At 67.6% G+C, this 20669-nt stretch carries 19 protein-coding genes and 1 pseudogene; 14 read left to right on the forward strand and 6 right to left on the reverse strand.

Annotated features, from left to right (window positions below; translation table 11 throughout):
* Positions 1-51: 51 nt before the first annotated feature.
* The 4 genes from DGN21_RS08370 to DGN21_RS08385 all read right to left on the reverse strand — a co-directional run bounded on the left by DGN21_RS08370 (position 52) and on the right by DGN21_RS08385 (position 3558).
* A complete protein-coding gene (locus DGN21_RS08370; protein WP_024940348.1) occupies positions 52-786 on the reverse strand; it encodes a hypothetical protein in 735 nt (244 codons plus the stop codon).
* Positions 787-1105: 319 nt separating this feature from the next.
* A complete protein-coding gene (locus DGN21_RS08375) occupies positions 1106-1495 on the reverse strand; it encodes a c-type cytochrome (protein ID WP_016902092.1) in 390 nt (129 codons plus the stop codon).
* Positions 1496-1519: 24 nt separating this feature from the next.
* Positions 1520-2872, reverse strand: a complete 1353-nt coding sequence (locus DGN21_RS08380; RefSeq protein WP_024940349.1) for a hypothetical protein — start codon at positions 2870-2872, stop codon at positions 1520-1522.
* 71 nt (positions 2873-2943) lie between these two features.
* On the reverse strand, positions 2944-3558 hold the full coding sequence (locus tag DGN21_RS08385; RefSeq protein ID WP_164738880.1) for a cytochrome b: 615 nt from the start codon (positions 3556-3558) through the stop codon (positions 2944-2946).
* Between the two features lie 297 nt (positions 3559-3855).
* Between DGN21_RS08385 and DGN21_RS08390 the strand changes: the two genes are divergently transcribed.
* The 14 genes from DGN21_RS08390 to DGN21_RS08455 all read left to right on the forward strand — a co-directional run bounded on the left by DGN21_RS08390 (position 3856) and on the right by DGN21_RS08455 (position 17474).
* Positions 3856-4293, forward strand: a complete 438-nt coding sequence (locus tag DGN21_RS08390) for an FdtA/QdtA family cupin domain-containing protein (RefSeq protein WP_016902088.1) — start codon at positions 3856-3858, stop codon at positions 4291-4293.
* Positions 4290-4961 (forward strand): acetyltransferase, encoded by a 672-nt coding sequence (locus DGN21_RS08395; RefSeq protein WP_016902086.1) that lies wholly within the window; start codon positions 4290-4292, stop codon positions 4959-4961. The genes DGN21_RS08390 and DGN21_RS08395 overlap by 4 nt, the downstream gene beginning before the upstream one ends.
* A gap of 2 nt (positions 4962-4963) precedes the next feature.
* Positions 4964-5917, forward strand: a complete 954-nt coding sequence (locus DGN21_RS08400; protein ID WP_126965640.1) for a hypothetical protein — start codon at positions 4964-4966, stop codon at positions 5915-5917.
* A gap of 7 nt (positions 5918-5924) precedes the next feature.
* The gene (locus DGN21_RS08405) at positions 5925-6836 is read left to right on the forward strand and encodes a GNAT family N-acetyltransferase (RefSeq protein WP_126965664.1); all 912 of its coding nucleotides are present in this window, start codon (positions 5925-5927) and stop codon (positions 6834-6836) included.
* A complete protein-coding gene (locus DGN21_RS08410; protein WP_126965641.1) occupies positions 6836-7948 on the forward strand; it encodes a DegT/DnrJ/EryC1/StrS family aminotransferase in 1113 nt (370 codons plus the stop codon). The genes DGN21_RS08405 and DGN21_RS08410 overlap by 1 nt, the downstream gene beginning before the upstream one ends.
* Positions 7945-9198 (forward strand): O-antigen translocase, encoded by a 1254-nt coding sequence (locus tag DGN21_RS08415; RefSeq protein ID WP_126965642.1) that lies wholly within the window; start codon positions 7945-7947, stop codon positions 9196-9198. Before DGN21_RS08410 ends, DGN21_RS08415 begins: the two co-directional genes overlap by 4 nt.
* Complete coding sequence (locus DGN21_RS08420; RefSeq protein WP_126965643.1) at positions 9195-10145, forward strand: glycosyltransferase; 951 nt, start codon at positions 9195-9197, stop codon at positions 10143-10145. Before DGN21_RS08415 ends, DGN21_RS08420 begins: the two co-directional genes overlap by 4 nt.
* Complete coding sequence (locus DGN21_RS08425) at positions 10142-11275, forward strand: hypothetical protein (protein ID WP_160954972.1); 1134 nt, start codon at positions 10142-10144, stop codon at positions 11273-11275. Before DGN21_RS08420 ends, DGN21_RS08425 begins: the two co-directional genes overlap by 4 nt.
* A gap of 43 nt (positions 11276-11318) precedes the next feature.
* Complete coding sequence (locus DGN21_RS08430; protein WP_126965645.1) at positions 11319-12170, forward strand: Wzz/FepE/Etk N-terminal domain-containing protein; 852 nt, start codon at positions 11319-11321, stop codon at positions 12168-12170.
* 157 nt (positions 12171-12327) lie between these two features.
* The gene (locus tag DGN21_RS08435; RefSeq protein WP_126965646.1) at positions 12328-13170 is read left to right on the forward strand and encodes a class I SAM-dependent methyltransferase; all 843 of its coding nucleotides are present in this window, start codon (positions 12328-12330) and stop codon (positions 13168-13170) included.
* 12 nt (positions 13171-13182) lie between these two features.
* On the forward strand, positions 13183-14403 hold the full coding sequence (locus tag DGN21_RS08440; RefSeq protein WP_160954971.1) for an amidohydrolase family protein: 1221 nt from the start codon (positions 13183-13185) through the stop codon (positions 14401-14403).
* Complete coding sequence (locus tag DGN21_RS08445) at positions 14400-15098, forward strand: class I SAM-dependent methyltransferase (RefSeq protein ID WP_039520767.1); 699 nt, start codon at positions 14400-14402, stop codon at positions 15096-15098. Before DGN21_RS08440 ends, DGN21_RS08445 begins: the two co-directional genes overlap by 4 nt.
* Before the next feature lie 136 nt (positions 15099-15234).
* Complete coding sequence (locus DGN21_RS08450; RefSeq protein WP_126965665.1) at positions 15235-16365, forward strand: glycosyltransferase family 4 protein; 1131 nt, start codon at positions 15235-15237, stop codon at positions 16363-16365.
* Entirely contained in the window at positions 16362-17474 is a 1113-nt protein-coding gene (locus DGN21_RS08455) for a glycosyltransferase family 4 protein (RefSeq protein ID WP_024940361.1), read from the forward strand. Before DGN21_RS08450 ends, DGN21_RS08455 begins: the two co-directional genes overlap by 4 nt.
* A gap of 289 nt (positions 17475-17763) precedes the next feature.
* Here the strand turns inward: DGN21_RS08455 and DGN21_RS08460 are convergent, their stop codons facing one another.
* Positions 17764-18978, reverse strand: a complete 1215-nt coding sequence (locus DGN21_RS08460; RefSeq protein WP_126965648.1) for a nucleotidyltransferase family protein — start codon at positions 18976-18978, stop codon at positions 17764-17766.
* Between the two features lie 59 nt (positions 18979-19037).
* Positions 19038-20590 (reverse strand): annotated as a pseudogene (locus DGN21_RS08465) (radical SAM protein).
* Between the last annotated feature and the right edge of the window lie 79 nt (positions 20591-20669).

The following is a 20669-nucleotide window of genomic DNA, read 5'->3' on the forward strand; positions in this document are numbered from 1 at the left end:
GGCTTAGGACGCATGTCAGTGCCCGCGGGCGGGCAAAAGGTTGCGTGGGGATCAGAAGGTGACCGACGCGGTACTCAGCCAGGGCGTTTCGCCGGGGCCGCCCTGCAGGCGTGGGGTGTTGTCGCTGGTGACGATGCGTTCCAGCTTCAGCGTCCATCGGTCCCGACTCCAGCGCAGGCCGAATTGCCCATACTGATAGCGGCCGGACCGCGCGGCGCCGTAGGCCATCGCCGGGAAACGTGACGAACCGGCGCCGACCGTCAGGCTGAGGTCGTCGCGCAGCGGGACATTGGCGGTGACGTCGATGGCGACATTCCACGGCGACTGGTCGGCACGCGGGAAATTGAAGGTCGACACCGAGAAGGTCAGCACGTCGCGATAGGACCAGGCCAGGCTGGCCTCCTGGCGGTCGAAGGTGCGCGTGGCCTGGTTGGTCGGGTAGCCGTAATACAGCGCGCTGGCCTGCATCTGCCAGCGGTCGCCCAGCATCCAGGCGCGTGCGGCCTGGGCGGTCACCGCCACCGGTCTGCTCAGCGAGGGCGATTGCAGCGCGACCGACGCCGACATCGACCAGCCCGGTGCGGGCAGCCAGTAGCCGGCGGTCTGCAGGGTGGCCTTGTTGGGCGCGATCGAGATGCCGCGGTCGATCAACTGCGAGGTCAGCGCCACCGCGCCGCCGACCGTGCCGGCGATGGCATTGCCCGGGCCCAACACCAGGGCCAGCAGCAGGCAGTGGCGCAACGCGGCGCGTCGGCGTGCGGCTTGCGCGTGCCGGCAGTGCGGCATGCCCCGGGGCGTGTGGCAGCGTCGCCGGCCCGCCCCGTGGCCGCTCGCGAGCCACGGCTGCCCGTCGCAGGCGCAGCTGCGTCGCGTCCGGAGCGGGTAGGGCCTGGCAGTCAAGGCATTCGGCAATGGGGTAAGCGTCTACATGGAACAGGGGCGCGATAGTGACCCATCACGCAAGACGAGACCGCTGCGACGGCGGTTGTTCCGTCCGTATACGCGAAGGAACCGGCACAGGCAACGCGCACCCGTGCCGGTATGCGCCGGCGAGCGCGCTTCCGGATGCCAACCGGCAGCGCTGGCGCCAGCACGCCGGTGGCGATCAGTGCAGGGTGTTGAGGTAGGCGATCAGCGCGTCGAGCTCCTTTTGATCTTCCAGGCCTTCGTACTTCATCTTGGTGCCAGGCAAGGCCTTGGAGGAGGACTGCGACAGATAGGTCTTGAGCTGGGCAGGCGTCCACTGCCACTTGCTTGCCTTGAGCGCATCGGAGTAATTGCTGTAGTCGGCCAGGCTGGCGGCCGGGCGCCCGGCCACGCCGAACATCGACGGGCCCTTCTTGTTCTTGCCCTGGGCGGCGCTGTGGCATTCGGCGCATTCGGTCATAAAAACGCCTTTGCCGTCGGCCGCGTGCGCAGGTGGGGCAAGCAGGGCGCCGGCCAGCAGCAGGCCGGCCAGCGGGGCGCACAACAGGGTCTGGTGGAATGACTTCATGGGGGTCCTTACGCGTGCGGGGGATCAGAACGAGACATTGACCGACAGCGCGAAGCTGTCGAGATCGCGTGGGTTGGTGATCGGAATGCCGCCACCGAACACATTGCTGGTGCTGCCGTTGAACTTGTCGAAGCGGAACCAGGTGGCCGCGAACCGCACGTTGGCATTGGTGGTGTAGGTGCCTTCCTTGCCGAACGGGGTCCAGTACAGCAGGATCAGATTGGCGGTGGTGTCGGGGATGCCGTAGGGCTGATAGCGCGCCACATCGAACGAGCCGCTGTTGATCAGATGCGCCGCCAGCACGCCGTAGGTCTGCTTGAACGCGTAGTTCATGCTGATGTTCTGGTCGCGCACGCTGCCGCGATCGCGCGGGGACATGCTCGGGTCGGTCGGCAGCAGCGGGCTGCCGTATTTGCGGCGCTCGTAGATGTTGACGTAGGCCAGCGACAGCACGTGCTCGCGGGTGCCAAGGAACTGATAGGTCAGGTCGTAGCCCAAGTCGGTGAGGTCATCGCTGGGGCCGCCGCTGCGCAGCCGCTGGCGGCGCGTGGTCATGGCGGTCAGGCCGGCCGAGAAGAACTGCCGCTTCATGTCCTTCATGTACGCAAGGCGCGCATAGCCGGTGTCGCTGAGCTTGCCTGGGTCGCCGTTGGGGTTCCAGCCCAGGTGGTCCTGCGCGTCGGTGGACAGCGCGCTGTAGCTGCCGACTTCGCCGTACCAATTGCGGTCGAACAGGCCGTACACGGTGGCGCCGATCACGCGGTTGGAGAGCGAGGACGAACTGAGCATGCTGGCCGAGCCGGCATTGGACACCGGGCTCAACGTCGATGCATTGGGCAGCACCTGGATCGGGTCGGACACGCCGGGATTGTTGTTGATGCTGACGCCGACCATCGCGTCCTTGCCGGCCAGCTGGAACGGCTTGCTGACAAAGCGCAGATCCACATCGTCGAGCTGGGTGTTGAAGGTGTCGTTGCCGCCGTTGTTGGAGCGGATCTTGGAGTAACCGCCGACGTGGTCGTTGACCCGTCCGGCCAGATACAGGTCCGCTTCGTTGATGCGTGCGCTGCTGTCGCCGCGGCTGGGATTGCGCCGGGTCCAGGTGACCTGGCCGGAGGCCGGGATCTTGGTGCCGTTGCCGTCGGTATCGGTGAAGCCGCCGAGCTTGAAGCGCATGCCGTATGGCGTCAGCGACGGACCGTAGGAGCCGACATGGCAGTCCGCGCACGACGAACCGGTCTGGCGTGCGAAGGAGGGAATCGCCTGCGCCTGGGTGCTGGCCAGCAGCAGCAACGGGCCGGACACGCACAACAAGGAGGTCAGGGAAGCGGTGCGCGTGGCAGTGGTGCGACGCGGAGCGGGCTGGGGTGTAGGCATGGAAAGTCCTTGTTCGACGGTACGGGGGGCGGCGCTGCGGGAGCAGGGGACAGCGGGCAACACGGCGGAGCTCATCGGCGTGTTCCCGGCAGCACGCGGTGCAGCAGGCCATCGCGCAACACCATGTGATGCCAGAGGGCGGCGCCGATATGCGCGATCACCAAGGCCAGCAACACCCAGGCGGCATTCAAGTGCCAGGTGCTCAGGGTGTCGGCCAGGTCTTCGTCCGGCGCAACCAGGTTCGGCAGCGTCAGTCCGAACAGATAGACCGGTTTGGCGTAGGCATTGCTCAACGACCAGCCGATCAGCGGCAGGGCGACCATCAAGCCGTACAGCGCGAGGTGGGTGGCGCCTGCAGCCAGCCGCATCGGCAGCGGCGATGGCGGGCCGGGCGGCAACGCGCGCAGGCGGATGCGCAGGCCCACCCGCAGGCCGAACAGCAGCAGCACCATCAAACCGAAGTGGCGATGGCCTTCCATCAGCCACTGCCGCAGGGCGCGTCCTTCCAGCTCGGCGCGCAGCAGGATCAGCGCGGCCGCCATGGCCAGGCAGAACACCGTCAGCCAATGCAATACGCGCATCGGTCTGGGCAGCGGAATGACGCGCGCCGGCAGTGCGGCCTGCTCCGGCAGCGCCGTGGCACTGTCGGCTGCAACCGCATCGGGCGCGTGGGGGGATGAACTCATCGATCGGTGTCCTGCGCTGGTGTCGTTGGATCCGGCAGTGCGCGGTGCGCTGCCAGGCCTGGCTCCCCACGCCGGCCGAACTGCGGCCACGTGAACGTGCAGCGATATGTGCGGCGCGGCCGCCGAAAGGTTGCATCGCCGTGCAGTGATGACGTGCCTGGGCACGGTGTTGGCGGCAGCGACTGCGCTTGCGCGCACCTGGGTTCGCAGCGCCGTGACGCCGCGCAACCTTTCGCGCATGCCGGCGCACTCAGGCATGTCGCACTACGTGCAGTCAGCGGTTACGCCCTTCCGATCATGGCCATCGAACGCATCCAGTTGCATACCCACGGCGACGATCGCGGGCTGCTCATCTCGTTGGAGCAGCAGCGCAATGTCCCGTTCGAGATACGTCGTGTGTATTACCTGTTCGGCACCCGCAACGGCGTCCATCGTGGACAGCATGCACACCGTCGGCTCAACCAGCTGGCGGTGGCCTTGCATGGCTCGGTGACGATCCTGCTGGATCAGGGCGACGGCCACGGCCAGCAGGAAGTAGTGCTGGACGATCCATCGCAGGGCCTGCTGCTCGGCCGCATGGTGTGGCGCGACCTGCATCGCTTCAGCCCCGACTGCGTGCTGATGGTGCTGGCCGACCAGTTCTACGATCCCGCCGACTACATTCTCGATTACGACCAGTTCCTCAGCGAAGTGCGCGCTGGCAGCGGTCTGGATGCACGCAGGCTGGAAGCATGAGCGTGCACAAGCCCCTGGTGATCGTGGGCGCAGGCGAATTTGCGCAGATCGCCTGCGAGTATTTTCAGCACGACAGCGACTACACGGTGGTGGCCTTCAGCGTGGAGCGCGATTTCCTGTTGCGGCCCACGCTGGCCGAGTTGCCGGTGGTGGCCTACGAAGAGCTCGAGCAGCGCTATCCGCCCGAACAGTACGAGGTCTTCGTCGCCATCCCGGCCACCCAGCTCAATCGCCTGCGGACGCGCTTTTTCCAGGACATGCTGCGGCGTGGCTATCGCTGCGCCAGCTATGTCAGCTCGCGTGCGTTCGTCTGGCGCAATGCGCAGATCGGCGCCAACTGTTTCCTGTTCGAAGGCAACGTGATCCAGCCGTTCACCCGGATCGGCGACAACTGCATCCTGTGGAGCGGCAACCATATCGGCCACCGCACGGTGGTGCAGGACAATGTCTTCATCGCCTCGCACGCGGTGATTTCCGGCTATTGCGAGATCGGGCGCGGCAGCTTCATCGGTGTCAACGCCACGCTCAGCGACAAGGTGCGCATCGCCGCCGACAACATCATCGGCGCCGGTGCGCTGGTCACCCGGCACACCGATGCCGAGCGTGTCTACGTCGGCTCGCCGGCGCGCGCGGTGGCCGGTAGATCCAGCTTCGACGTGGAGCTGTGAGCATGTTTGCCTGGACCAAGCGCGGCCTGGTGTTCGACGTCGCACGCGATGGCGTGGGTGGCTGGATGCAGCACGCCGCGCTGACGCCGACGCCCTACCGGTTGTCGGCGCAGGTGCTGCGTGTCTATGCGGGCTTTCGCGATGCGCAGGGCGTGAGCCGGATCGGTTATGTGGACGTACGCGCCGACGCACCGACGCAGATCGTCGGTGTCAGCCGGCAGCCGGTGCTGGACATCGGCCGCGCTGGCTGTTTCGACGACAACGGCATGATTCTCGGCGATGTGGTGGCCGGGCCGGATGGGCTGTACATGTTCTATGTCGGCTTCCAGCGTGTGGCCAAGGCCAAGTTCCTGGCCTTCACCGGGCTTGCGCTGTCCCGCGACGGCGGCGAGCGTTTCCAGCGCTTGCAGGACACACCGCTGCTGGATCGCGCGCCCGGGCGCAGCACGATTGCCGCGGTGCATTCGGCACGTTTCGAGGAGGGGCGGTGGCGGCTGTGGTACGCGGTGGGCGACGATTGGGAAACCATCGGCGGCCAGCCGTATCCGCGCTACCACATCCGCTATGCGGAGACCGACGATCTGCGCTGCATCCCTGCCGACGATGTGGTGTGCCTGCGTCCGCAGGGCGACGAATACCGCATCGGCCGTCCGCGCGTGTATCGCCTGGGTGATCGCTATCTGATGTATTTCACCCGCGGCGATACGCACGGCGGTTATTTCCCGGGTTTCGCGGCCAGTCGCGACGGTGTGCAGTGGCAGCGCGATGACAGTCAGCTGGGGCTGCAGCTGTCCGAGCAGGGCTGGGATGCGCAAACACTCTGTTACCCGGCCTTGATCCAGCAGCATGATCGGCTGTTGATGTTCTACAACGGCAATGCGATGGGCCAGGCCGGCTTCGGCCTGGCCGATGCAGCGTTGCCGCCGGACCTGCAGGGGCGCCATGTTTTCGGTTAGGCCGTATCTGCCCGGCGATGCGCCTGCCTGGGATGCCTTGGTGGCGTCCTCGCGCAATGGCAATGTGTTGCATCGGCGCGGCTACATGGACTATCACGCCGACCGCTTCGTGGACGCATCGTTGCTGATCGAGCGCGGTGGCGAGGTGGTGGCGGTGTTGCCGGCAAACGTGGAGGGCGACTGTGTCAGCAGCCACGCCGGCCTGACCTATGCGGGCCTGCTGTCGTCCACGGCCTTGCGCGCGGGTGCGACCTTGCAGGTGTTCGAACAGATCGCCGCGCACTATCGCGCGCGCGGGGTGCGCGAGCTTGTGTACAAGCCGGTGCCGCATATCTTTCACGCATATCCGGCCGAAGAAGACCTGTATGCCCTGCATCGCGTGGGCGCGCAGCTGTACCGGCGCGATCTGTCCTCGGCGATCGCGTTGCGCGAGCCGTTTGCGTTCAGCGCCGAACGTCGACGCTCGCTGGGCAAGGCACGCAAGGCCGGTATGCAGATCCAGGTCGGCACCCAACTCGATGAATTTCATGCCCTGCTGACCGAGGTGTTGCAGCGCCACCACGTGGCGCCGACCCATCGGCTGGACGAGCTGCAATTGCTGCAACGCCGGTTTCCGCAGCAGATCGTGCTGCATGAGGCGCGAGCCGAAGGGGAGCTGTTGGCGGCAGCGCTGGTGCTGGATTTCGGTCGCAGTGTGCATACCCAGTATCTGGCGGTGTCCGCGCGCGGTCGCCAGCTGGATGCGCTGAGCCTGCTGCTGGCCGAGCTGATCACCCAGGTGTATGCGCAGCGCCATTACTTCAGCTTCGGTATCTCGACCGAGCAGGCCGGCCAGGTGCTCAACGACGGTCTGGTCGAACAAAAGGAACGTTTCGGCGCACGCGCCGTGGTACAGGATTTTTATCGGTGGATGCTGTAATGGATGTGCCGTTCTTGGATTTGCGCGCGGTCAATGCGCGGTATGCGGATGAGCTGAAGGTCGCTGCGGCGCGGGTGATCGATGCCGGCTGGTATGTGCTTGGGCAGGAGTTGGCCGCCTTCGAGGAAGAATTCGCCAGCTACTGCGGCGCTGCGCAGGCGGTGGGTGTGGGCAACGGGCTGGATGCGTTGTCGCTGATCCTGCGCGGCTATCGCGAGCTGGGCGTGTTGCGCGAGGGCGACGAAATCATCGTGCCTGCCAATACCTTCATCGCCACCTTTCTTGCGATCAGTCAGAACCACCTGGTGCTGGTACCGGTGGAGCCGGACCCTGCGACCTTCAACATCGACCCGGCCAGTGTGGAGAAGGCGATCGGCCCGCGCACGCGCGCCATCATGGCGGTGCATCTGTATGGGCAGTTGGTGGATGTGGCGGCGCTACAGACGCTGGCGCATCGCTACGGGCTGCTGCTGATCGAAGATGCCGCGCAGGCGCATGGTGCCAGTGCGCACGGGCGACGTGCCGGCGCCTTCGGCGATGCGGCGGCGTTCAGTTTTTTCCCGACCAAGAACCTGGGCGCACTCGGCGACGGCGGCGCAGTGGTGACCTCGGATACGCGCCTGGCCGAGCGCATCCGCGCGCTGCGCAACTACGGTTCGCAGGTGAAGTATCACCACCTCTGCCAGGGCGTGAACTCGCGGCTGGACGAGATGCAGGCGGCGTTCCTGCGGGTTAAGCTGGGCTATCTGGACGATGAGATCGCCCGCCGCCGCGCGGTGGCGCAGCGCTACCTGCACGGCATCGACAACCCCCTGATCACCTTGCCGACGGTGGTGGCCGAAGCCCAGCACGTCTGGCATCTGTTCGTGGTGCGCAGCGCCCAGCGCGATGCCTTGCAGGCGCATCTGCTGCGCTCGGGCATCCATACCCAGATCCATTACCCGGTGCCGCCGCATCGGCAGCCGGCCTACACCACCTTGGGCGATGCCTGCCTGCCGGTGAGCGAGCGGCTGCACCGCGAGGTGCTGAGCCTGCCGATGGGGCCTGCGCTGGACGATGCGTCGGTTGCGCGCGTGATTGCCGCATGCCAGTCGTTTGGCGCCCCCGCATGAATGTCGTGCGCAGCAGCGCCTACACCGGCGTTGCGACGCTGGCCAAGCTGCTGGCCGCGCTGGTGGTGGTGAAGCTGGTGGCGGTCTACGCCGGCCCGCAAGGGGTCGGCCGGCTGGGCCAGTTCCTCAATCTGATGTCGGTGCTGGCGGCGCTGGCGGGTGGCGGCATCAGTGCCGGCATCGTCAAGTACGTGGCCGAGTACCGCGACGATACGGCTGCGCTGGCACGTCTGCTCAGCGCGGCGCTGTGGTACGCGTTCTGCGCGGCCTGCGTGATGGCGGTGCTGGCGTTGCTGTTCAGTGGCGCCATCGCCGAGCGCCTGCTTGGCGATGTGGCGTACCGGCCGCTGATCTGCGTGGCGGCGGTGGCGCAGCTGGGCATCGCACTGGTCAACTACGTCCTGGCGGTGATCAACGGCTTCATGGATGTGCGCCGCCTGGCATTCGTGCAGGTCAGCGGTGCGGTGCTGAGCACGGCACTGGTGGCATGGCTGTCCAGCCGGGCACAGCTGCAGGGCGCCTTGCTGGCGCTGGTGCTGGGGCAGGTGCTGTGGTTGCTGGCCGGCGTGCCGGCGCTGCGGCGCAGCGGTTATTTTCGACGCGAGATGTTGCGCATGCGTTTCGATGCGCAGATGACGCGCAGGCTGGCGGCGTTTTCGGTGATGACGCTGACCTCCACGCTGGTGCCGCAGCTGGTGGCCATGCTGGTGCGCGACCATCTGGCGCTGCAGTTCGGCTGGCAGCAGGTGGGGTACTGGCAGGCGGTGAGCCGGGTGTCGGATGCGTATCTGCTGTTCTTCACGACCGCGATCAACGTGTATTACCTGCCCAAGTTGGCATCGCTGCAGGAGCGTGTAGCGCTCGGGCGCGAGCTGCGCGCCGCGTATCGCCATGTGCTGCCGGCGGTGATCGTGATGGCGCTGGGCGTCTACCTGTGTCGCGATTGGCTGACCTGGCTGCTGTTCGACGCCCGGTTTGCCCAGGCCACCCCGCTGTATGCCCCGCAGCTGCTGGGCGATGTGATCAAGATCGCCGCCTTCGTGCTGTCGTACGTGATGCTGGCCAAGGCGATGACGCGGCTGTTCGTGATCTCCGAATGCGTGTTTGCCGCCAGCTACCTGGCGCTGGTGTATCTGTTCACCGCGCAATGGGGGCTGATCGGCGCGATGTATGCCTTCCTCGCCAACTACGTGCTGTATCTGCTGTTCAACATCGTGGTGGTGCGGCGCTATCTGGTGCAGCCGGCATGAGCGATTCCACCCAACCCGCCGGGCGCGCGCGCTGGCCGCTGGTCTCGGTGCTGATCCCGGCCTTCAACCACGAACGCTTCGTGCAACGCTGTCTGGACAGCGTGCTGGAGGACCCGTACCCGTGCAAGGAGCTGGTCATCATCGATGATGGCTCCAGCGATGCGACCGGAGAGAAGATTGCGCAGTGGATCGCCAGCCATGGCCACCGGCTGCCGGTGCAGTTCGTACAGCGCGCCAATCGCGGGGTGGCGGCCACACTCAACGAGCTGGCGCTGCGTGCGCGCGGCGAGTACCTGCGGCTGGGCGCGAGCGATGATTATCTGCTGGCCGGCGGGCTGGATGCACAGGTGCGCTACCTGCGCGCGCATCCGCAGAAACTGGCGGTGATCGGCGATGCCTGTGTGGTCGACCAGCATGGGCAGCTGCTGCACGGCAGCGCCATGCGCGACCTGCATCGGGTGGATGTGGACCTGTACCGCTCCGCATCCGGCATCCGCCGCGCGGTGATCCAGCAGTGGGCGGTTGGCGGCGCGGTGGCGCTGCTGCGCCGCAGTGCCTTCGATGCGCGCGCCGGCTGGGACGAGTCGCTGCGGATCGAAGACTGGGATTTCTTCCTGCGTCTGGCCGCGCGTGATGCGCTGGGCTTTGTCGACGTGCCGGTGTGCGCGTACCGGTTGCATGGCCACAACCTCAGCAAGACCGTGGACGTGCGCGCGCGCATCGCCAACCTGAGCGAGTCGCGTCAGGTGGCACGGCGCTGTGCGGAATTGTTCGATGCGCCCGAGCGCAGCTTGCTGCACGCGCAGTCGCACTACATCGCCGCAAAGGTGGCGTTCCTGCAGCGCCGGCCGCACCGGGTGATCGGGCATCTGCTCGCCTATGCCTGGGTGTCGCTGCCGGCCAGGTGGCGGCCCAGGCAGGCGCGCAGCACGGTGAAACCGGCATGAGCACGCTGCTACGCCGGCCGGTGACCTATCTGGCACTGCCGATGCTGCTCAGCTGCGCGCTGACCTTGCTGACCTATGCGCTGCCCGGCGACTACGCGGACGGCATCGCGCTGCTGGCCGCCGCCGCCGCCGCGACCTGTGTACTGGACGCCGTGCTGCGCGTGCAGTTGCCTGCGGTGGAGCGCTTTCGCGCCTACCGTTACGCCGGCACCCGTGATGCCTTCCTGGTGATGACGCTGGCGGCAGTGGTGACGCTGTTCTGCATCGTGGATGTGGCGCTGTTTCCGATTCCGCTATTCAGCGATCCGTCCTCGTATGCCACCTTGAGCCCGCTGCGCGCGCATGTGCGGCACATCTCCAACATGTGCTGGATCCTGCCGCCGATCGCGTTGCTGTGCGTGCGCCATCGCGGGCTGCGTGCGGCGATGCTGACGCTGGGATTCGTGTTTCCGATCGTGGTGATCGACCGCAACCGCATCTTTGCGGGGCTGTTTTCGTTCGTGCTGGTGATGCTGTTGCGCCGCGATCCGGCACGTCGCCTGCCGTGGAAGACCATCGGCCTGCTGGTGCTGGCCGGTGGCGGGGTGTTTTCCATCCTCGGCGCACTGCGTTCCGGCTCGCTGGCCACCGTGGCCCTGCCGTTCAGTGCCTTGTATCGCGCCATGCCGCAGGGCGTGCAGTGGTTGCTGCTGTACATCAGCGCCGGGCCGTACAACTTCGGCGCAATCCTGGCCAAGGGCTATGTCAACGCCAGTTTCCTGGTCAATCAGCTGGTGCCGTTCAGTGGCTCGATCGCCACTGCCGGCACCAGCATTCCGCTGGACGCGCCCAACATCAATGTAGGGACCGAATTCTTCCCGTTCCTGATGGCCTGGGGGGCGCCGGGTGCGTTGCTGGCGCTGCTGGCGTTGTATGCAGGGCTGGTGTGGAGCGTGCGCCTGCTCAACAGCTCGCTGTCGATCTTCCATGTGCTGATCTTCCTGCGCATCGCCTATGCCTGCCTGATGTCGCCATTTGCGCCGCAGGCCTTCACCTGGACCAATTTCGGCTTCGTCGCGCTGTGCCTGGTGTTGCATGCCTGCACGGTGCTGTTGCCTGTCCGCAATGCCGTACCCACCGCTGCTGCGTAATGCGCGGCCGCTTCGCTTCACCCTGTTCCAGAGCCGGTGCACCATGACTCAACACGACGATATCTATCTGATCGACCTGTGGCGCATCGCGCGCCGCGAATGGCGCTGGGCGCTGGCCGCACTGCTGGTGGTGCTAGCACTGACCTTGGCCTTCACCCGCCTGGCCCGGCCGCAGTGGGAGGCCACCGCCTGGATCCAGGTCGGCGAGATCGGCCCCACGCCGGCCGGGCGCGACCCCAAGGTCGAACCGTTCCAGCGCGTGATCGACCGCATGAAGACGCGGCTGTTCCAGGATGCGGTGCTGCGCCAGGCCGGCGTGCCGCTGAAAAGCCGCGCTGCGCAGCTGTACCGCGGCAGCCTCAAGCCGGACCCGGACCCGTATGCCAATCTGATCGGGGTGACCATCCGGGCCGAATCGTCGGCGCAGGCGCGCAAGCTGGCGATGGCGACGGTGACCGCCTTGCAGGGCCTGCACGGTGACACCAATGCCGTGGCGCTCGCACTGGCGCGTACACGCCTGCAAGGCCTCACCGACGATCTACGCGCGGCAATCCGCAACCGCGATCGGTTGCAGCAGCAGGTGCAGGCCGGGCAGGGCGCCGCCGCGGCCACGCCGGCCCAGGTTCTGGCAGGCGTGCTGTTGACCGACAGCAACACCACCGTGCGCGCATTGAAGAGCGAACGCGACGATCTGATTGCCCGCCTGACCACGCGCTACACCTATCAGACCTCGTTGGCGTGGCCATTGTACGTGCCCGAGCAGCAGGCGTTTCCCAACGCCGTCACCACCTGGGCCGCCGGTCTGCTCGGCGGGGCGGGGCTGGCGGTGCTGGCGGCGGTGTTGCGCAATGCATGGCGGCGCCGCGCGGTGGCCACCCCGCGCGCTGCCGGCTGATCTGCGCAGCGTCGTGCGGCACGCTGCGCAAGGCTGCCCACGCTGCAACCAAACCGCCGGCACGTGGCACTCACCGGTCAATCAAGCGATGCCGCGTTGGCGGTGTCGCGCCTGGAGAGTGTCGTGAGAACAGCTGGATCGGTGTGGGAGGCTGCGCATGTCGGTGGTCAATGAGCATGCGGCGCGCGGTGGCACGGTGGCCCCGGAGCGCTTGCTGGAGACGCAACGCGCGTTCGACAGCGTTGCGCCCGACTACGACGGCCCACGCGGCAACAACGCGCTGATCCAGCGCATGCGCACCACCTTGTGGGACACCGTCGCGGCCGAACTGCCGGTGGGCTCGCACCTGGTGGACCTGGGCTGCGGTACCGGCCTGGATGCCGGCGAATTCGCACGTCGCGGTTACCACGTGCTGGCCACCGACTGGTCGCCGGCGATGGTCGAGCGCACCCGCCACCGCGCGGCCACGCACGGCCTGCAAGAGCGCCTGAGCGCGGCCCATGTCGGCATCCAGCAGCTCGACCAGCTGCAGGGCAGCTTCGACGGCATGTATTCCAACTTCGGCCCGCTCAACTGCGCGCCGGATCTGCCGGCGGTGGCGGCCGAATGCGCGCGTCTGCTGCGCGCCGATGGCTGCCTGGTGTTCTCGGTGATCGGGCGCATCTGCCCCTGGGAAATCGGCCATTACGGCGTGCGCGGGCGGTTCAAACGCGCCGCGGTGCGCGCCGCGCGCGGGGTCACCGCGGTGGGCATGAACGGCCACACCATCTGGACCTGGTACCACCTGCCGCGCGAGTTCTACCGTGCCTTCGCCAAGCACTTCGTCCTGGACCGCTATCGCGCGTTGAGCCTGTTCCTGCCGCCGCCGTACCTGGTGGATTTTTGCGAACGGCATCCGCGCCTGTCCGCGCGCCTGGGGCAGTGCGACGACCGGCTGGGCGGCCTGCCGTTGCTGCGCGACATGGGCGACCACTTCCTGATCGTGATGCGCAAGCGCTGAGTGGAGACGCCGATGTCCATGGCCGATGTCTGTCTGCAGGGCGCGCGCTCGATCACCCTGGCCGGCCCTTCGCGCGCGCCGCTGACCATCCGCGCGGGGCGCTTCGGCGGCACGCTCGGCACGCGCAGCCTGCGCCTGGACCTGCAGGGGCATGTGCTGGCGCCCGGCCTGATCAATGCGCACGATCATCTGCAGGTCAACTGCGTGCCGCCGCTGCCGCAGGGCGCGGCGTTTCCCAACAGCTATGCGTGGATCGAGGCATTCCAGGCACATTTCCAGCATCCCGAGGTGGCCGCGGCCCTGCGCGTGCCCAAGGCGGTGCGTCTGCGTCACGGTGGACTGAAGAATCTGCTGGCCGGCGTCACCTGCGTGGCGCAGCACGACCCGTGGCACGCCACCCTGGACGAGGCCGGCTTTCCGGTTGGCCTGCTGCGCGAGTTCGGCTGGAGCTATGCACTGGGATGGACCGGCTATGGCCCACCGGTGCAGGGCAGCTTTGTCGCCACCTCGCCCGAGCATCCCTGGATGATCCACCTGGCCGAAGGCACCGACGCGGCGGCGGCCGCCGAGCTGGAGGAACTGGATCGGCTTGGTTGCCTGGCCTCCAACAGCGTGCTGATCCACGGTGTGGGCATGGGCGAGTGCGATATCGAGCGGGTGATCGCACGCGGCGCGGCGGTGGTGTGGTGCCCGTCGAGCAATCTTGCGCTGCTGGGTCGCACGCTCGACCCCTGGCGCCTGTGCATGGCGGGCCGGCTCGCGTTGGGCAACGATTCGCGCGTCAGCGGTTCGCGCGATCTGCTGGAAGAACTGCGCATTGCCGCCAGCAGCGGCTTGGCTGCGGATCTGCTGCTCGGCCTGGTCACCCATCAATCGGCGCGCATCCTGCGCATGGCCACGCGTGGACGCCTGGCGCCAGGGGCGGCGGCGGATCTGGTGATCGTGCGCGACCGCGGTGGCGACCCGGCCGACAGCGTGGTGGGCTGCGCACGCAGCGACCTGCGCGCGGTGATACGCGATGGCGTCCCGCGCATCGCCGACCCGGATTTTGCCGACTGGTTCGACGCTGCAGGTGTCCAGACCGTGCCGGTACTGCTGGATGGCCGCCCCAAACTGCTCGATGCCACGCTGGCCGATCCGGCGGTGCTGGCACTGGAACCGGGCCTGCAGCGCGTGGCGCAGGCTGCGCACCGGCCCGGTGTGGCCATGGCCGCCAGCGGTGCGCTGTCGTGAGCGCAGTGCCGACGCTGGAGCCGGCAGCGGCGTATGCGCTGTGGGCGCAGGCGTATCCGCCGCATGCGCACAATCCGGTGATGCTGGCCGAGGAGCGCGCCATGCTCGCGCTGATGCCGAGCGTGTTGCAGGGCCAGCACGTGCTGGACGCCGGCTGCGGCAGTGGCCGCTACATGCTGCATGCCTTGCGGCGCGGCGCGCTGCAGGTCACCGGCGTGGATCTGTCGCCGCAGATGCTGCAGCGTGCGCACGCCGAGCTGTCGCAGCACTGGCCAGCGGCGCGCATGCGCCTGCAACAGGGCAGCCTGGAGCAGCTGCCGCTGGACGATGCGGTGGCCGATCTCAGCGTCTGCGGCCTGGTGGTCGGCCATCTGCAGCGGCTATGGCCGGCGCTGGAAGAACTGCATCGGGTTACCCGCGTCGGCGGCATCGTACTGTGCAGCGACGTGCATCCGATCGGCCATGCGCTGGGCTGGCGGCGCGACTTCAAGGCCGATGGCCGGCAGTACGCGGTGCGGCACACGCAACATCTCTACAGCCATTGGCATGCAGCCTGTGCGGCGCTGGGGATGGAGATCGAAGCGGTGGCCGAGCCGATGCTGGACCCGGCCGACATCGCGCCCGGTGCACGGTTCGATCAGGCCGCGCTGCAGGTGCCGGTCGCGCTGGTGTTGCGGCTGCGGCGCATCGCGTGAGCGCCGTGGCGGTCATGCTGGCGTGTGCCTGCAGCACCTCGGCCACGGGCAAGCCTTGCCGCTTGCGCATCGCGCAGTGCGCGGCATGTGGCTGGATCGCGATTGCAGGCCGTGCAATCCGTGCGTGGTCGCTGTCATGAGCTTGCGGGTGGCGCAACTCAACCTGGTGCCGACGCCGGCCGGCCTGACGGCAGAACAGGTGTTCGCGCAATGGCCATCGCTGGCAGATATCGCCGAGGCCGTCGCCAGCGCCGGGGTGCGCGTGGCGGTGATCCAGGCCTCCACACTGAACCTGCGGCTCACCCGCCAGGGCGTGGACTACCGCTTCGTCGAGCTGGGTGCGCGCGGCAGTGCGCGGCGCGCGACGCTGCTTGCGGCGATGCTGCGCGAGATCGGTGCCGATGTGGTCCATGTCCACGGTCTGGAATTTGCCGGCGATGCACGCCGGCTCGCGCGCCTGCTGCCGCATACGCCGATCCTGCTGCAGGATCACGCCAACCGCCCGCCGCGCTGGTGGTCCCGGAGTGTGTGGCGGCGTCGCTACGCTGCCGCCGCCGGGATCGCGTTCACCTCGCTGGACATGGCGCAGCCGTTCGCACAGGCGCGCCTGTTTCAGGCCAGGACGCAGCTGTTTGCGATTCCCGAATCGAGCAGCCGCTTCTCGCCGGGCGATCGCCTGCAGGCACGCGAGCAGACCCGCCTGCATGGCGACCCCTGCGTGTTGTGGGTCGGGCATCTGAGCGCGGCCAAGGATCCGCTGTGCGTGCTCGATGCCGTCGCCCTGGCCGCACGCGTGTTGCCGGGCCTGCGGCTGTGGTGCGTGTTCGACCAGGCGCTGTTGCTGGAGCAGGTACAGCAGCGCCTGCGCGCCGATCCGTCGCTGGCGCGCTGCGTGCAGTTGCTGGGCAAGGTGCCGCATGCGCGCGTGGAAACCCTGTTGCGTGCCTGCGACCTGTTCGTCTCCGCCAGCCATGCGGAGAGCTGCGGTTACGCGGCTGTGGAAGCCTATGCCTGCGGCACCTTGCCGCTCTTGACCGATATCCCGGCCTTTCGTGCGCTCAGCGATGACGGCGCAGTCGGCGCGTTGTGGCCGGTGGGCGATGCCTCGGCCCTGGCGGAACTGCTGTTGCGGCTCTTCCGGCAACGCCCCGACCGCGCACAGGTACGCGCGCATTTCGAGGCACGGCTGTCGTTTTCCGCGGTGGGGCAACGCTGGAAGCATGCGTACACCCGGTTGCTGGCCGCCGCGCCAGGGCGGGGCGCATGAAACTGGCCCTGGTGGTCCCGGGTGGCGTGGACCGCAGCGGCGAGGTCCGCGTGATCCCGGTGTTCCTGACCCTGATCGAATGGCTGGCGCGCCATCACCAGGTGCATGTGTTCGTGCTGCACCAGGAGCCGCTGCCCGGTACCTGGGCATTGCGCGGCGCCACCGTGCACAACATCGGCGCCAGGCGCACCCGCACGCGCGCGATCGCCGCCATTGCCAGCGAGCACCGGCGTGCTCCCTTCGATGTGATCCAGGCCATTTTTTCCGGCTACTGCAGCCTGATCGCGGTCGCCGCGGCAAGGCTGTTGCGCCGTCCCAGCGTGGTGCATATCGCCGGTGGCGAACTCGTCGCATTGCATGGCATCGGCTACGGCGGCCGGCAGCGCTGGCGCGGGCGTTTACGCGAAGCGGTGATCCTGCGCCTGGCTGATCGCGTCACCGCGGCCAGTGCGCCCATCCTGGAGTCGCTGACGGCGCTCGGCATCCACGCGCAGCGGGTGCCGCTGGGCGTGGACCTGCGGGCCTGGCCGCCGGCGGCGCCGCGTGCACGCAGCGGCGGCATCGCCCGCTTGCTGCATGTGGCCAGCCTCAATCCGGTCAAGGACCAGACCACCTTGCTGCAGGCAATGGCGGCGCTCAAACGCGCCGGTGTCGCCTTTACCCTGGACATGGTCGGCGTCGATACGCTGGATGGCGCCATGCAGCGCCTGGTGCACCAGCTGGACCTGGGCGGGCAGGTGCGTTTTCTCGGTTTCAAGACCCAGCGCGAGTTGCGCCCGATCATGCAGACGGCCGACCTGCTGGTGCTGTCGTCCTTGCACGAAGCCGGCCCGCTGGTGCTGCTGGAAGCGGCGGTCGCCGGCGTGCCCACCGTCGGTACCGCAGTCGGGCATCTGGTCGAGTGGGCACCGGTGTGTGCGCTCGCTGTGCCGCCGGGCGACTGGGCCGGGCTGGCAGAAGCCGTCCGCCAGGTCCTGGCCGATGACGAGCTGCGCCTGCGCCTGGCCTGGGCAGCGCAATGCCGTGCGGTACGCGAGGACGCGGCGTTGACCACGCGGCTGTTCGAGCAGCTGTATCGGCAACTGTGCGAGGCGCGGCCGCTGCGCTGACTGCGCCTGCAAGGACGCAGCCTGCAGCGGCCGCCATGCAGTACGCGCGGTGCAGCAACGAGGCTGCCAGGCCAAACCTGGTGACATCCTCGCAAGGGTGGTCGGCTGAACAAGCCGGCAGCCTGTGCACGCCTGCCGAAGTCCTGGAATCACCAACAAGACGTCGCGATCGGCCGATGGATGGATGCGGCCGGCGCGCCCGGAATCGGACTGTGCGGCTGATACCTGCGGACTCAGGGCATCGGCCGCGCCGGCGCGGCAGTGAGCGCAGCAGCGTTGTCAGCCGCGCTCAGGCTGGTTGCAGATAGCCGTCCAGCGCTGCACGCACCACATACAGCATGTCGGTGCGCGGCACCGGCCGGGTCAGGCGCGTCATCATCCGGCGCAGCTGGGTCTGCCGCACCCATGGTTGGTCCTGAAGCCACAACTGGGTCTGCAGCATATCCGCACGTTCCTTGCGGCTCTCGGCCGACGGCACCACCCGGTTGCGCAGGTACTGGCGCGCTTCGCCCAGCGAGCGTGACCATTCGATGCCGGGCAGTGCCGACAACCACAGGTTGGAACACGAGGCGGTGGTCAGGGTCTGGCGGGCCGCACGCATGCGCAGCAGGCGCGGGCAATTGGCCTGCAGCCGCGCCATCACCGCCGGCGGCACCACGCTGCGGTAATAGCGTTGCAGCAGCAGCAGCGGCGGCAACGCCCACCACGGCGCCATGGCCGGGTCGTCCCACAACTGTTCCCAGTCGCGCGGGCCCATGCGCGTGGCCAGCAATGCCAGGTCATGCAGATGCATCAGGCGGATGCTGCGCTGGCAGATGCCGCCGGCTGCATGCAGCAGCAGATGGCACATCAGCGCGCCGACCGACGGGTAGGGGTTCAATCCCGGCTGCGGACGCTCCGGCAGGATGCGCGCGGTGATGTCCACGCTGCTCAGCGGCAGGCGTTCCTGGATGCGGGTATGCAGCTCGAGATTGATCGGCGCATCGCGATGCTCGCCCAGTCCCGCAACCGCCTCGCCCTGCAGCGGCTTGAACACCTGGTGCTTCCATTGTTCGAAGGAGGCCACGTAACCGAGTTCGCACAACAGTGCCGTCGCCGCGGGCGCATCCTCCGGCGCCACCAGCAGATCGATATCGGCCATCGGGCGATCGCCGGGCAGATAGACGCCGAGCCGATGCAGGGCGGTGCCCTTGAGACCGACCAGAGCGATGCCCGCCGCACGCGCTGCCGCGTCGATGCGCGTCAGCAGCAGCGCGATGCGCCGATGGCGGTCTTCGACATGGCTGCGTTGCTCGCGCAGGAACGCGGTCCAGTCGGCGTCGTGCCACAGCGAGCGGCGTTGCAGCAGCGGCGACACCCCATGCGCGGCCGCCGCGGCCGCGGCCAGCTGCCATTGCAGCCGGTCCCACTGCGGCACCGCCTCGCCGGGCTGCGCCAATTCCCGGGCCAGCCGTTCGGTGGCCGTCTGCAGGCCGTGCTTGATGGTGCGAAGGGAAGGCTGCATGCGGCGGAAGTCCGAGAAAGGCAACGTGAGGTCGGGAAGCGAGGTCGGCGGGTTGCGCGTCAGCCGACCAGCACGCTGGCCAACTGGCGCGGTTGGCGTTCGGCAGCGCCGGCAAGCGGCTCTGTGCGATGTTGCCTTTCGCTGGCGATCAAGGCGGACCAGCGCGCTTCCAGCGCGTCTGAGGCCTGTGCAAACGCATCGGCGCCCAGCGTGGCGCGCGCCTGTTGCAGGTCCACCTGCGTATGCAGCAGATCGCGCACGCTGCGGTAGAACTCCGAGTCGTACGCGCCATGGAACATCATCGCCAGGTCGTCGCTGTCCTGCCAATGGGTCTTGCCGCCCAGCTGGTTTTTCACTTCCTCGTAGAACTTGGTGCCGGGCAGCGGATAGGACACGCTGACGCCGATGATGTCCGGGTTGGCCTGCGTCACCAGTGCGCGCGTGGCCAGGATGTCTTCGAGTTCTTCGCCCAGGTAGCCGAGTTGAATGAAGAAGCCCACGCGGATCCCGTGCGCACCCAGGCGCCGGCGTGCGGCGATCACCTCGCCAACCTCGGTGCCCTTGGTCATTTTGTCCAGGATGCGCTGGCTGCCGCTTTCGGCACCCAGCCAGGCCTCGGCGCAGCCGGCGCGCGCCAGCGCGGCAGCCATGCGCTCGCTGGCCAGGTCGGCGCGGGTCTGGATGGTGAACGGGATCGCGCCATCGGCGTCGCTCAGGCACTGCGCAAAGGTTTCCACCCAATCGATATGGAAGCCGAAGATGTCATCGGCCATCCAGAGGTGATCGGGCTGGAAGCTGCGCTTGAGATGGATCATTTCGGCAGCCACTTCGTCCGCATCGCGGCGCTTGTAGTGATTGCCCCAGATCGGTTTGGCGCACCAGTTGCAGCGGAACGGGCAACCGCGCGAGGCGGCCATGTTGAGGCTGAAATAGCCGTGCCGTTGCCGCCAGAAACGCTGATAGCGCGGCATGTCTACCAGGTCCCAGGCCGGCAGGCCGCTCAGGCGCGCGTCCGGCGGTTGTGCGCCACGATGCACGTGTGCTGCAGCAGCTGGGCTGACGGCGATACGTGCAACGCCCGCGAGCCAGGCGTCTGTATCGATGATGGGATCTTCTTCGACGCGCGCCACCAGTTCGAGCAGTGGTGCGATGCCTTCGCCGATCAATACCGCGTGCGCGCCGGCAGCCAGAAACACATCCGGGTTGTCGGATGCATCGGAGCCGGCGACCAGCACGCGGCAGCCGGCCGCGCGCGCTTGCGCAATCATCTGACAGGCCGCCTCGCGCATGCGGCTCAGGCACATCTTGGTGAGGAAGTTGAAGTTGTCTTCGTAGAACACCACCAGGTCCGGCTGCGCAGCGTGCAAGGCGCCGGTGTAGTCCTGCACGTCGTCGGCCAGCATCGCGTCGAACAGGCTCAGCGCATGGCCGCGCTCGCGCAGCAATGCCGCGACCTGCAGCGTCGCCAACGGTGGATACGGCTTGCCGCGCTCCCATTGCTTGGGGTCGTAACGCAGGAAATACGAATGACTGACCTGGATCTTTAGCATCTGCAAAGGCTCTCGTTCTGTCGCCAGGTGCGCGCAGCGGCGGCGTGCGCAGGCACCGGCATTCGGCTCGGCAGTAGGTGCGGATGAAGGTGCCTTTGGTTGCGCCGATCGGCATGCCGTCGTTGGCGTGCATGGGGCACA

This window comes from Xanthomonas sp. MLO165 (assembly GCF_018831305.1).
GTDB classification, from domain to species: domain Bacteria; phylum Pseudomonadota; class Gammaproteobacteria; order Xanthomonadales; family Xanthomonadaceae; genus Xanthomonas; species Xanthomonas arboricola.